Annotated in this window: 17 protein-coding genes and 1 pseudogene; 15 read left to right on the forward strand and 3 right to left on the reverse strand. The window is 63.4% G+C overall.

Going from position 1 to position 11,981, the window contains the following annotated elements; genetic code table 11:
• Positions 1-12 precede the first annotated feature (12 nt).
• Positions 13-699 (reverse strand): DUF2076 domain-containing protein, encoded by a 687-nt coding sequence (locus BLT66_RS24845; protein ID WP_092762365.1) that lies wholly within the window; start codon positions 697-699, stop codon positions 13-15.
• 374 nt (positions 700-1,073) lie between these two features.
• Here BLT66_RS24845 and cobG point away from each other — a divergent pair, with 374 nt between their 5' ends.
• From cobG to cobJ, 4 genes are read left to right on the forward strand one after another with little or no spacing between them, the layout of a single operon-like run.
• Positions 1,074-2,267, forward strand: a complete 1,194-nt coding sequence (gene cobG, locus BLT66_RS24850) for a precorrin-3B synthase (protein ID WP_092762367.1) — start codon at positions 1,074-1,076, stop codon at positions 2,265-2,267.
• The gene (locus tag BLT66_RS24855) at positions 2,251-2,883 is read left to right on the forward strand and encodes a precorrin-8X methylmutase (RefSeq protein ID WP_092762369.1); all 633 of its coding nucleotides are present in this window, start codon (positions 2,251-2,253) and stop codon (positions 2,881-2,883) included. The genes cobG and BLT66_RS24855 overlap by 17 nt, the downstream gene beginning before the upstream one ends.
• A complete protein-coding gene (locus BLT66_RS24860; protein WP_092762371.1) occupies positions 2,883-3,614 on the forward strand; it encodes a precorrin-2 C(20)-methyltransferase in 732 nt (243 codons plus the stop codon). The genes BLT66_RS24855 and BLT66_RS24860 overlap by 1 nt, the downstream gene beginning before the upstream one ends.
• Positions 3,611-4,345 carry a precorrin-3B C(17)-methyltransferase gene (cobJ, locus tag BLT66_RS24865; protein ID WP_092762373.1) on the forward strand — a complete coding sequence of 245 codons (735 nt, stop codon included), beginning with the start codon at positions 3,611-3,613 and terminating at the stop codon, positions 4,343-4,345. Before BLT66_RS24860 ends, cobJ begins: the two co-directional genes overlap by 4 nt.
• Here the strand turns inward: cobJ and BLT66_RS24870 are convergent.
• On the reverse strand, positions 4,321-5,070 hold the full coding sequence (locus tag BLT66_RS24870) for a cobalt-precorrin-6A reductase (RefSeq protein WP_092762375.1): 750 nt from the start codon (positions 5,068-5,070) through the stop codon (positions 4,321-4,323). The genes cobJ and BLT66_RS24870 overlap by 25 nt on opposite strands.
• Here BLT66_RS24870 and cbiE point away from each other — a divergent pair.
• The 8 genes from cbiE (at position 5,069) to BLT66_RS26600 (ending at position 10,203) form a co-directional block, all read left to right on the forward strand.
• Positions 5,069-6,250 carry a precorrin-6y C5,15-methyltransferase (decarboxylating) subunit CbiE gene (cbiE, locus tag BLT66_RS24875; protein ID WP_092762377.1) on the forward strand — a complete coding sequence of 394 codons (1,182 nt, stop codon included), beginning with the start codon at positions 5,069-5,071 and terminating at the stop codon, positions 6,248-6,250. The genes BLT66_RS24870 and cbiE overlap by 2 nt on opposite strands.
• Positions 6,232-6,612 (forward strand): cobalamin biosynthesis protein, encoded by a 381-nt coding sequence (locus BLT66_RS24880; RefSeq protein ID WP_255407076.1) that lies wholly within the window; start codon positions 6,232-6,234, stop codon positions 6,610-6,612. Before cbiE ends, BLT66_RS24880 begins: the two co-directional genes overlap by 19 nt.
• Positions 6,609-7,394, forward strand: coding sequence for a precorrin-4 C(11)-methyltransferase (cobM, locus tag BLT66_RS24885; RefSeq protein ID WP_092762381.1), 786 nt, complete (start codon positions 6,609-6,611; stop codon positions 7,392-7,394). The genes BLT66_RS24880 and cobM overlap by 4 nt, the downstream gene beginning before the upstream one ends.
• Positions 7,391-8,155 carry a precorrin-6A synthase (deacetylating) gene (gene cobF / locus BLT66_RS24890; RefSeq protein WP_092762383.1) on the forward strand — a complete coding sequence of 255 codons (765 nt, stop codon included), beginning with the start codon at positions 7,391-7,393 and terminating at the stop codon, positions 8,153-8,155. Before cobM ends, cobF begins: the two co-directional genes overlap by 4 nt.
• A 134-nt stretch (positions 8,156-8,289) precedes the next feature.
• Positions 8,290-8,715, forward strand: a complete 426-nt coding sequence (locus tag BLT66_RS24895) for a hypothetical protein (protein ID WP_143029286.1) — start codon at positions 8,290-8,292, stop codon at positions 8,713-8,715.
• Between the two features lie 113 nt (positions 8,716-8,828).
• Entirely contained in the window at positions 8,829-9,302 is a 474-nt protein-coding gene (locus BLT66_RS24900; protein ID WP_092762387.1) for an SMI1/KNR4 family protein, read from the forward strand.
• A 177-nt stretch (positions 9,303-9,479) separates the two neighbouring features.
• Positions 9,480-9,938 (forward strand): hypothetical protein, encoded by a 459-nt coding sequence (locus tag BLT66_RS24905; RefSeq protein WP_092762389.1) that lies wholly within the window; start codon positions 9,480-9,482, stop codon positions 9,936-9,938.
• Positions 9,939-9,978: 40 nt separating this feature from the next.
• Positions 9,979-10,203: a hypothetical protein gene (locus BLT66_RS26600; RefSeq protein ID WP_143029287.1), complete on the forward strand. Its 225-nt coding sequence runs from the start codon at positions 9,979-9,981 to the stop codon at positions 10,201-10,203.
• Positions 10,204-10,272: 69 nt separating this feature from the next.
• Here the strand turns inward: BLT66_RS26600 and BLT66_RS24910 are convergent, their stop codons facing one another.
• Positions 10,273-10,635 carry a hypothetical protein gene (locus tag BLT66_RS24910; RefSeq protein WP_092762391.1) on the reverse strand — a complete coding sequence of 121 codons (363 nt, stop codon included), beginning with the start codon at positions 10,633-10,635 and terminating at the stop codon, positions 10,273-10,275.
• Between the two features lie 187 nt (positions 10,636-10,822).
• Between BLT66_RS24910 and BLT66_RS24915 the strand changes: the two genes are divergently transcribed.
• From BLT66_RS24915 to BLT66_RS24925, 3 genes and pseudogenes are all read left to right on the forward strand, one after another.
• A complete protein-coding gene (locus tag BLT66_RS24915; protein WP_143029288.1) occupies positions 10,823-11,140 on the forward strand; it encodes a hypothetical protein in 318 nt (105 codons plus the stop codon).
• A gap of 129 nt (positions 11,141-11,269) precedes the next feature.
• Complete coding sequence (locus BLT66_RS26605; RefSeq protein ID WP_143029289.1) at positions 11,270-11,656, forward strand: hypothetical protein; 387 nt, start codon at positions 11,270-11,272, stop codon at positions 11,654-11,656.
• Between the two features lie 96 nt (positions 11,657-11,752).
• Positions 11,753-11,981: pseudogene (locus tag BLT66_RS24925) on the forward strand (IS30 family transposase); the annotation flags it as partial.

Consider the following 11,981-nt stretch of genomic DNA (forward strand, 5'->3'; position numbering starts at 1 on the left):
GCGCAGCCTGGGTCAAGCCCAGTCGCTGGAATCGCCGACGCCAAAGTCCATTCCGTCATCGCCGCTGAAGCTGTCTGTATCGGTGCTGGCATCGCTGCTGACCAAGCTGTTTTTGTCGACGCTGTCGAGTGCCGGAAGCGCGGGGTCGCTCAGACCGAAGGCCGACGCAGAACTGCCGCCGCCCAATGCATGGCTGGCACTGCTGTCGTTGCTACCGTGGTGGCCCATCAGACTCTCAATACCCTGGAACAAAAATGCCCCCGCCGCCACGCCGGCTGCGGTCGTCGCCATGCTGGTCAAGAAGCTGGGCGCCTGGAAGCGCGATGGCGCAGCGGCCAGTGGTGCGGGTGAGCCCTGGTAGTAGCCAGGCGCAGGCGCTGTGGCCGGCGACGGCGCAACATAGCTGGGCACCGCGGGTGCCCAGCCCCAAGCATTGCTGTCCAGAAAGCCTGGTCCGCCCGCAGCACTGCCTTGGCGGGCCTGCTGCAGTTCGGCCTGCAGGTTGCTGATTTGGGCCTGCGCAGCTTGCAGCGCGCCGTCTTGCAGCAAACAGCGCTGCACCAGCAGGTAGGCCGCGTCCGGCTGCCGCGCCAACGCGTTGTCGATCAAGGTCTGCGCTTCGCTGTCCTTCACGCCGGCCCGCGCCTGGCCGAGTTGCTGCAAAAAAGTCGTCAGTTGATCACGCTCTTGGGTGTTCATGGAAACCTCAACGGTAGTAGTCGATAGGCATCAGATGTTGGCCGCTCCGCAAAAATTCAACGCCCCGCCGGCCCTGCGTGGTGAAGTGGCGGTAAAGATCATGGCGGCCATCTTCACAGTTGCTACTCTTTTAATAGCTTCCCGCGCAGACAACACCTGCGCCACGGCCATTTTTCTCATAAATTTTCACTACCGATCCGCGATGCGCCCGAATAACAGGTTGCCAGCGCCCGCCGCGGCACAGCACCCAGGGCCGGCCACGGGCACAGGTGCGATACTTGGGGGGTACGCAGTGGGGCTTTTTGGATGCAGCCATCGGCCACTGCCACCCCCAGAATTCGCACCACACGCCACCACGAAACCAGCAGCCCCGGATGCGAACCGCCGTAGCCCCATCTCCCCAACCCGCCGCCACGCCGCAGATCAAAGGCTGGTGCCCGGGTGCGCTGCGCCCGATGCTGTCAGGCGACGGCCTGGTGGTGCGGGTGCGCCCGCATGCGGGCCGGCTCACGTCGGCCCAGGCGGCCGGCATCGCCGCGCTGGCTAGCGAGTACGGCAACGGCATGCTGGACCTGACCGGCCGCGCCAACCTGCAGCTGCGCGGCCTCCATCCCGAGGCCCATGCCGCCGTGCTCCAAGGCCTACAGGCCCTGGGCCTGGTGGACGGCAGTGCCGACTTTGAGGCTCGACGCAACATCCTGGTCACCCCATTCTGGCAACCAGATGACGGCACGCAGCACATTGCCGCCGCGCTGGCCGAGTCCCTGTCCGCGCCCGACGCCCCCGCCCTGCCCGGCAAGTTCGGTTTTGCGGTGGACTGCGGTCCGCAGGCGGTGCTGCGTGGCAGCCCCGCCGACATCCGCATCGAACGCAGCCCCGGCGACTCCAACGACTACATCGTGCGTGCCAACGGCTATGCCACCGGCGCGGTTGTCAGCGCTGACGAAGCCGTGCCGGCCGCCATGGTGCTCGCACACTGGTTTCTGGCGCAAGGCGGTGGCCTAACCCGCATGGCCGCGCTGGCCCCACAGCTCGCGCTACCCGAGCGATTCCAAACCAGCACCGACTTTGTGCCGTCAGCCCCCAAACCCCAGCCAGGCCCGGTCGCGGCCGGTTGGTTGGTGGGTGCCGAATTTGGCCAACTGCAGGCCGACACTCTGGCCGCCCTGTCCAGGCTGGGCCCCCTGCGCATGACGCCCTGGCAGATGCTGCTGGTCGAGGGCCTGCAGCACGCACCTGCGCCACCCGAACTGGTCACCCAGGCCCACGATGCGCGCCTGCGCGTCGTCGCCTGCACCGGCGCCCCGGGGTGCCTGCAGGCCGCCGCTGCCACCCGTCCCCTGGCCCGCGCACTCGCGCCGCACGTGGCCGCCGGCCAGCTGCTGCATGTCTCCGGCTGCAGCAAAGGCTGCGCCCATCCGCGTGCCGCGCTGACACTGGTAGCCACGCCCGTGGGCTTCAACCTGATACGCCACGGCACAGCAGCCTCAACGCCCGATCTGCTGGCCTTGGCCCCTGAAACGATTGCTTCCTATTTGCCCCCGATATTCCATGCGCCACGAATTTGAAACTGATGGAATAACGATTTACCGCCAGTCCTTTGCCATCATCCGGGCCGAGGCTGATCTGGCCCGCTTCAACCCCATCGAAGAGCTGGCCGTCGTCCGCATGATCCACGCCACCGGCATGGTCGGGCTAGAAGCCCATGTGCGCTTCTCCGAGGGCATGGCCGACACCGCGCGCACGGCGCTGGAGGCCGGCGCGCCGATCTTGTGCGACGTGCGCATGGTCAGCGAAGGCATTACTCGCAGCCGCCTGCCGGCCGACAACGCCGTCATCTGCACGCTCAACGACCCCAGCGTGCGCGACCTGGCAAAGGCCATGGCCACCACCCGCAGCGCCGCCGCGCTGGAGCTGTGGCGGCCACACCTGGCCGGCGCCGTAGTGGCCATCGGCAATGCGCCAACCGCGCTATTCCACCTGCTGAATATGCTGCAAGACCCTGCCTGCCCGCGCCCCGCCGCCATCATTGGCTGCCCGGTAGGTTTTGTCGGTGCGGCCGAATCCAAAGCCGCGTTGATGGCTGCGCCACCGGTGCCGTCGCTGGTGGTACAAGGCCGGCTCGGTGGCTCGGCCATCACCGTCGCTGCGGTCAACGCTCTGGCCAGCCGGAGCGAAATCTGATGGGCACCATCCTCTGCGCCGGCTTGGGGCCGGGTGACCCTGACCTGATGAGCGTGCGTGCCGACCGCGCCATCCGCGCTGCCGGCCATGTAGCCTACTTCCGCAAAAAAGGCCGCCCGGGCCAGGCCCGGCGCATCGTCGACGGCATGCTCGCGCCCGACGCGGTTGAGTACGCGATGGAGTATCCAGTGACCACCGAGCTGCCGTTCGACAGCCCCGAATACATCGCCTGCCTGGCCGAGTTCTACGACGATTGGGCTGCCCGCTTGGCCACACTGGCGCAGACCGAAGACGTGCTAGTGCTGTGCGAAGGCGACCCTTTCTTCTACGGCTCGTTCATGCACCTCTACACGCGGCTGCAGGGCCGTGCTGCCGTGCAGGTGATTCCGGGCATTCCCGGCATGGTCGGCTGCTGGTCGGCCACCGGCACGCCCATCACCTGGGGTGACGATGTGCTGGTGGTGCTGATGGGTACGCTGCCCGAGGCCGAGCTGCTGCGCCACATGCAATCCGCCGATGCGCTGGTGATCATGAAAACCGGCCGCAACCTGCCCCGCGTGCGCAGCGCGCTGGCCGCAGCCGGCCGGCTGGACCAGGCGTGGCTGGTCGAACGCGGCACCATGCCGGGCGAGCGCGTCGTGCCGCTGGCTGACGTGGATGGCACCGACTGCCCGTACTTCGCCATCGTGCTGGTACACGGCCACGGTCGACGGCCCGAGGTGCTGGAATGAACGGCTGGTTGTGCATTGCCGGCCTGGGGCCGGGCGACGCCGCGCTGGTCACGCCCGAAGTCACCGCCGCGATTGATGCTGCCACCGACGTCGTCGGCTATATCCCCTACGTCGCCCGTATCACGCCCCGCGCCGGACTCACGCTGCATCCTTCCGACAACCGGGTGGAACTGGACCGGGCCGCTGCCGCATTGGCCATGGCCGCCGAAGGGCGCCAGGTGGTCGTGGTTTCTTCCGGCGATCCGGGTGTGTTTGCGATGGCCTCGGCAGTATTTGAAGCCCTAGAAAACCGGCCCGAATGGCAGCAGCTGGACATCCGCGTGCTGCCCGGCATTACTGCGATGCTGGCCGCCGCAGCCCGCGCCGGCGCGCCGCTGGGCCACGACTTTTGCACCATCAACCTCAGCGACAACCTGAAGCCCGCCAGCCTGATCGAAGCGCGCGTGCGCGCCGCGGCCGAAGCCGACTTTGCAATGGCCTTCTACAACCCGCGCTCGGCCAGCCGTCCCGATACCTTTGGCCGCATCCTGGCATTGCTACGTGGCATCTGCGGCCCGGACAGGCTGATCACCTTTGCCCGCGCGGTGTCTACGCCCGACGAACAGATCCGCACCGTGACTCTGGCGGAGGCCACGCCCGAGATGGCCGATATGCGCACCGTGGTGCTGGTCGGCAACGCCGCCACCCGCCGCGTCGGGCGCTTTGTCTACACCCCGCGGTCAGCGGTATGAGCGGCGATCCAGTCCATCACCTCGGCCACGCTGGCAACCGTGGCGCGTTTTGGAATAACGGGCCGGTCAATCAAGATGACCGGCAGGCCCACCGCCCGCGCCGCCAGCAGCTTAGCCTCGGCGCCACTGCCACCGGCGTTCTTGGCCACCACATGGGTGATGCCATGGGCCAGCATCAGCGCGCGGTCGCCCGCCTCGGTGAACGGGCCACGGGCCAGCACAATCTCCGCGTTTGCCAAAGGCAGCTCGGGTACGGCATCGACCAGGCGCAGCAGATAACGGTGCTGCGGCAGACGCGCAAACGGCGCCAGCTGTTGGCGGCCGATGGCCAGGAAAACGTGGGCTGGCGCAGCGGGCAAGGCGGCCACGGCGGCATCGACGTCTGGCACGTGCAGCCATGCATCGCCGGCCTGCGCCACCCAGGCCGGGCGCTCCAGGGCCAGCAGCGGAATGCGTGCCTCGCCGCAGGCGACGATGGCATGGCAGCTCATCTGCGCGGCGAACGGGTGCGTGGCATCGACCACCTGGGTGATGCGCTGCTCGCGCAGCCAGGCCAGCAGGCCCGCACACCCGCCAAAGCCGCCGACGCGCGTTGGCAGCGGCTGAGCGATAGGCGCCTCGGTACGGCCGGCGTACGAAAATATGGCATCCACACCTGCCTCGGCCAGCGCTCGCGCCAGCTGGCTGGCTTCGGTGGTTCCACCCAGAACAAGGATGCGGGACATGGCTGAGCGCTGGCTTTCTATCATTGGTTTAGGCGAGGACGGGTTGGCAGGATTGTCGGCTACCAGCCGCGCCGCGCTGGATGCCGCCAGCATCGTATTCGGCGGTCCGCGCCACCTGGCCTTGGCCCAGGTGGGCGCACGCGGCCGAGCCTGGCCTGTACCCTTCGACGTGGCGCCGGTGCTGGCCTTGCGTGGCCAGGCGGTGGCGGTGCTGGCCTCGGGTGATCCGTTCTGGTTTGGTGCCGGCGGCAGCCTGGCGGCGCATCTGGCTGCTGGCGAGTGGATGGCCTATCCGGCGCCCTCCACTTTCGCCCTGGCCGCTGCGCGGCTGGGCTGGCGTCTCGAAGACGTGGCTTGCCACGGCCTGCATGCGACACCGTTTGAAAGCGCCCGCCCGTCTTTGCAACGCGGCGCGCGGCTGCTATGCCTGCTGCGCGATGGCGCGGCGGTGAACGATTTCGCGCGCTGGCTGGACAGGCAAGGCTGGGGTGCATCTGCGCTGTGGGTGCTGGAAGCGCTAGGAGGACCGCGCGAGCGCATCCGAAACAGCACCGCAGCCGGTTTCGATCTAGGTGATGTGGTAGCACCGGTTGCTGTCGCGGTGGAGGTAGCCGGCGCACTGGGTCTGCCGCGCAGCCCCGGCTTGGCCGAGAGCCACTTTGCCCATGACGGCCAGATCACCAAAGCCCCCGTGCGCGCACTGACTTTGGCGGCGCTGGCGCCGCGGTCGGGCGAACATCTATGGGACATCGGCGCTGGCTCCGGCTCGGTCTCGGTGGAATGGTGTCTGGCCGGCGGCCATGCCACAGCCGTCGAGCAGCACGCTGCGCGCGTCGCCAACATCCGCACCAACATCCACAGCTTTGGCCTGGGCAACGCGATACGGGTAATCGAAGGCCAGGCACCACAGGCGCTGGCCGGCCTGGCCGCACCGCAGGCGATTTTTGTTGGCGGTGGTTTTAACTTGGCGCTGTTCGCCGCGCTGCAATCGCTGGCGCCTGCGGGCTGCCGCCTGGTGGTGAATGCGGTCACGCTGGAAACCGAATCCGCGCTGGCCCAGTTACACCCGCAACATGGCGGCAGTTTGCTACGCATCGATCTGGCCCATGCGGCCCCGTTGGGCACGATGCGCGGCTGGTCGCCGGTACGTCCGGTGGTGCAGTGGAGCACCACGCTGTGAAGGTGGCCGGTCTGGGCTTTCGGGCCCAGGCCAGTGTGGCATCGCTGCGCAGCGCCTTGCAGGCTGCGGGCAACAGCACCGGCCTCAGTGCACTGGCAACGGCCGAAGACAAGGCCGGCACACCCGCGCTGCTGCAGCTGGCCGCGGAGCTTGGGCTGCAGGTGATCGCCGTTCCGCTGGCCGCGCTGCAAGCGCAAGCCGCTACGTCCAGCCCCCATGTTCCCGCACGCTACGGCGGCCACAGCCTGGCCGAAGCGGCGGCGCTGGCGGCGGCTGGTCCCGACGCACGGCTGCTCGCGGCCCGAGCCGTGTCCGCCGACAGCTTGGCCACCGCTGCGATCGCGGAAAATACAGCGCTATGACTGTCCACTTCATTGGCGCCGGCCCCGGCGCCCCCGACCTCTTGACCCTGCGCGGCCGCGACCTGATCGCCGCCTGCCCCGTCTGCCTGTACGCAGGCTCCCTGGTACCCGAAGGCGTGCTGGCCCACTGCCCCCCCGGCGTGCGGCTGGTGAACACCGCTCCGATGTCGCTGGACAGCATCATCGAAGAAATCAGCGCCGCCCACACGCAAGGCCAAGACGTGGCACGGCTGCATTCGGGCGACCTGTCGGTCTGGTCGGCGATGGGTGAACAGCTGCGTCGACTGCGCGCGGCCGGCATCCCCTACACCGTCACGCCCGGCGTGCCATCGTTTGCTGCGGCGGCTGCCACGCTCGGCGCGGAACTGACCCTGCCCGGCCTGGCGCAATCGGTGGTGCTGACACGCACCTCGGGCCGCGCCTCGGCCATGCCTGAGGGCGAAGCGTTGGCGAATTTCGCGGCCACCGGCGCGGTGCTGGCGATCCACCTGTCTGTCCATGTGCTGGCACGCGTGGTGGCCGAGCTGAGCCCGCACTACGGTGCCGATTGCCCGGTCGCCGTGGTCTGGCGCGCCAGCTGGCCGGATGAGCGCGTGGTGCGCGGCACTCTAGCCACGATAGAGGCTGCAGTCGGCGACAGCATGGAACGCACCGCGCTGATCCTGGTCGGCCACACCCTGGGTGCCGAAGACTTCGCCACCAGCCGCCTGTATGCCGGCGACTACGACCGCCGCTACCGGCCACTAGGCACCGCGCCGCGCTTCCCGACGGGTACCGAGTGAATATCGATCTCTGCCTCGTCGGCATAGGCACCGGCAACCCCGACCACGTGACCCGCCAAGGCGTGCTGGCGCTGAACGCTGCGGACCTGATTCTCGTGCCACGCAAAGGCGCGGGCAAAGCCGATCTCGCCGAGCTGCGCCTGCAGCTGTGCGCAGCGCTGGTCACCAACCCCGCCACACAGGTGGTGGGCTTTGACATGCCGGTACGCGACTCCGAAGACCCCGACTACCCCGCTGCCGTGCACCGCTGGCACGACGCGATTGCCGAGGTCTGGCTGGCCACCATCCGCACCCATCTGCCCAATGGCGGCCGCGTCGCTCTGCTGGTATGGGGCGACCCCTCGCTGTACGACAGCACGCTGCGCATTGCCGAGCGCCTGGCGCTGCAGCTGCCGCTCAAGGTCTCCGTGGTGCCCGGCATCACCGCGCTGCAGGCGCTGACCGCCGCACACGCCATCGCGCTGAACGAGATCAACGCCCCCGTCACCATTACCACCGGCCGCCAGCTGCGCGACCACGGCTGGCCCGTGAATGCGGATACCGTGGCGGTGATGCTGGACGGAGCCTGCGCGTTTCAGCACATAGCGCCAGAGGGCGTCACGATTTGGTGGGGTGCTTATCTGGGCATGCCGCAGCAGCTATGCATTGCCGGGCCGCTAGCGGAAGTGAGCGAGAAGATTCAAGCGGAGCGCCAGGCTGCGCGCGCTGCGCATGGGTGGATCATGGATACGTATTTGATGCGGCGGGGTTCGCGGGATTGATCGGCAGCTGCGTCTGCAAAGCAGCGTTTGCGGACCGTCGCGGATCTAGCGCGGACGGGTACTATCGGCCAAGTGCGGACGTTCACGACGGTCAGGTATCGAACTAGCTCCGCGGTCGAGACGGGTCCAATCACATGAACAATATCGATGTTTCTTCGGAATTCTTGGCCGTTGTCCTTTATCAGCATGACGCGCCTAGGGTGATGAAACTGACCGCGGCTGAGGCAGTTGCACCAAGCATTCGCCTGGGTGAAGCCGACTATCTTGATTCCGGGGCAGGAGATTGGTTGGGCTTTTACGACTGGTTGAGAAATCACCAAGGCGAAGTCATCGGCGTTCAGCAGTGGGTTGACGAAACCTCTACCTTCCCCTTCTCGACCAGATTTGATGGGGTGGAGGCGAACGTCAAACATGGCGTTCTTCGTATCTTTTTTGGTCAATCGCGCGAAGTCGACGAAGGAAATTCTTGCGACCAAGACTTTGGAAGCAATCGCTTGCTCTTCACTGGCGAATCTGTCGCTCTCACCTTCCATGCGCCATATCTTATCGCCGAGAGGTAGTGCAACGTCAGTCTCTGAGAACCCAATCCATCGCAGCTGACGTCGGCTCGGGCCCCCGAGCCGCCTGATACGATGCCAGGATTCGGCCAGAAGCGGACATACAGGACGAAGCAATGAGCGACAAAGCCTTCGAGGTACTCACCGCGCGCATTCTGATTGCCCGGCGAAGGAGGTTATTTGGTTCGGCCCCAATGTTCCATCAATACAAGCAAGTCACCACCTCAGACCTTGACTCCTTGGAATCGCAGTTAGGCCATATGTTGCCAAACGCCCTGCGTATCTTTTTACTGATTGCGGGTTACGGAGACCTCAACGGTTCGTACTTCGGGCTGCGACAAGAGTTTTTCAGCGTCATTGAAACCGGCGAACTGGCAAACCATGTCATGTTCGCGCAAGACGAACTGGGCAACTTTTACGCATACAGTTGCGTTGATGGTGCAATCTTTTTCATCGAGCGGCACGCGCCCGAACATGCCCGGCTTGCTGACAACTTCGAGACTTTTTTAGAGGAACTTGAGCGAAGGAGTTTTGACCTTCAGGGTTGGACCGATAGCCTTAAGATGTTGCCATATACGTGGCAAAGATGACTGGCCGAACGGCTGCAACGCGCCCTGGCCAGCCGTACTCGATACGGCAGAATACGGCCAGAAGCAGTCGTTCATGCCCACCTCCCAGTTGTCCATATTTTTGAGTATGGCTTGAGGGTCTGAGACTCCAAGCTGCGGCAAGATGCTGCTGGACGCTACAAAACAGCGCACCCCACTATGTACATTGACCAAGACTCCCGGAAAGATTTGCCTTGCCTGACTTTTTTATTGCTGGTGCCGGGTGACGATGACGGAGTGGCGCTCTTCAAGGCAGAGGCTCAGAATGGTTCATTTGGCTTTTCTGTTGAGTTTTATGGATACGCGGGACAGTTCGGCGAGCTGGCTTCTTGCATAAGGGGCTTTCCGAGCGAATCCAAAAGCGTAGTCGAGTTCACTGTCGGGGCTACGGGCATAGGTACATGCATGTTGAAATTCATATGCGTCGATGCCTTGGGGCACATGGGGCTGTGGGTTACAGGTGAATCCCGTCGCACTCCCTTTCCCGAGAAAAAGTATCAGCACGCGACAGTTGCCCTTCGCATTGAGGCGGCTGCTATCGATAGATTTCATGCGGAACTACTGGCGCTCGCATCCGGAATATCAGAGAAGGCCGTTCTATACGCGGTCGAGCCCTGATGTCAGCTACAGAAATCTGCCAGAAGCGGACATATAGAACATGACTCAAACTGTTGAAATTGCGGGTTGGACGGTTGGCATGCAGAAGGTAAGTTGCACCGAATTGCTACGGGAAAGCTTGGGAATAGGATTACGTGATGCCAAACAATTGACTGATGCAATTTTGGTAGGCGCAAAGCCCAAAGTCTCAGTTAACTCTGCGGTCGCTGCGGCAGAGCTTGTTAGAAAGCTGGGTACCATTGGTGTCATTGCAAGTTTGGCCTAAGTAGCTTTCGGCCAAAAGCAGTCGTCGACTATGCGTACGACACCAGCCTTAGTGAGGTGAATGATGACCTCACCAGTCGCGCCATTCGCTTGCCGGACCTTCACCATCGCCGTACTTTGATGGATCAAGCCCAGCCGCAACGGTGATTGTGTTGACCAGTTCGCACAAGTCTTCACGCTCGCCGGTTTCTATAAGACTCTCATCAGACTCATTGAGCGTGTTCAACGCGATGACTGCTTTCTCAAACGCCGCCAGCATGACTGGCTCGGCCGCGTCAGGCCCGACTCGCAAGAGTTCAGCGATCAGTTGATCAAACACACCAGAAAATGCTGAACACGCCTCAGCGGTGTATTGCTCAAGGCCGCTTTCCTGCCAACGCCGAAATGGGTAGCCATCTTTTGTGGCGTTGAGCCTGTCTGAGTAATCGCTCATTGGTCGTTCCCTGTGAAATGTTGCTATCGATGTATGGTTACAGTCGGCCAGAACCAGACGGTCAAGCTCGCCCGCCAGTTGTCCATATTTTTGATGATGACCGGGACGACCGGCATTCCAAGCTGCGGCAACATACGACCAGCAACGGACATTCGTTAACTACCTCCCGCGACCACAAACCTTGTCAATGGACTATTCGAACCAGTCGGTGTCTGCATTGTTCCGAGGCCCTTTGCGTTCCACGCCTCAAGGCTGGGTGGTGTTAGCTTGCGCCTTCGTGTATGCGGTCTTGGGGCTTGTCTTTGGCTTTTTTGAGATTACCCCACCACTTGGCAAGTCGGTTGGTGCGGCCATCTCCATTTGCATAAGTTGGCCGCTCATCGTCTTCGTAATGTTCGTCAAGCAAGGCATCCCGTCGTTTACGCCCTCATGGCTCGGTGCGGCCTATCTTGGGCTTGTGTCGGCCATGCCAGTGCTTTATCCCCTTTACCGTGAACTTGTTTGAGGCAGAACTCGGCCAGAAGCAGGCATTCGCATGCCAGCTTAAATCGCTCACGGACTCAATGTTTAGGCTTCACATGACCTCTTCGCCAGTCAATCACTATTTATGAAGTCGGTGAATAGGAATGTCCTGGTGGGAGTTGTTGCCGTAGCACTGCTCATTGGCGGCTGTGGCCAGTCCAATGAACGGCCCGTAGTAACAATTCAGCAGGTTGAGCCTGCTTCAGGTGCTGGACTGGTCAGTGGTGAACACATCACGTTTACAGTCAAAGCCAGAGTGCAAGGTGTTTTGGGAAAAAATGCATCTGTTGGATTGGTGGTCCAGTCAGACGCGGAAATGGTTGCCTATGCGCCGCCGGTGCCTGTCGAAAATGGGCGAGACATCACACTGACAGTGACCGCGGTGATTCCGAAAGCAGCCTCAATTCGATTGTTCACACCGATGTACATTGGGGGTGCAGAGAGAACCGATGTACTGGATACCCGCGTAATCAAAATCATCGCGAACCAGGCTCCCTAGCGATGTAGACGGTGATGAAAACTTCAGCATTCGGCGGCGGATTCAACCGGTCGATGCAACACACTGAGAACTGCGTGAGCAGACGGAGTGTTGCAGATGAAGTACCGGACACGAAACTACTATACCGACAGCCAGAAGGCGCTGATGTGGGAGCGATGGAAGGAAGGTTGGACGCTTCACCAGATTGGCCAACTGTTTGACCGGCCGCACACTTCGATCCAAAACATTTTGGTGAAAACGGGTGGCATTCGGCCGCCGGAACGGTGCCGGTCCGCGACAGCCTTGACTTTGTTCGAAAGGGAAGAGATATCGCTCGCGATCGTTG

This window comes from Rhodoferax sp. OV413 (genome assembly GCF_900104385.1).
In the GTDB taxonomy this organism is placed as follows: Bacteria; Pseudomonadota; Gammaproteobacteria; order Burkholderiales; family Burkholderiaceae_C; genus Rhodoferax_B.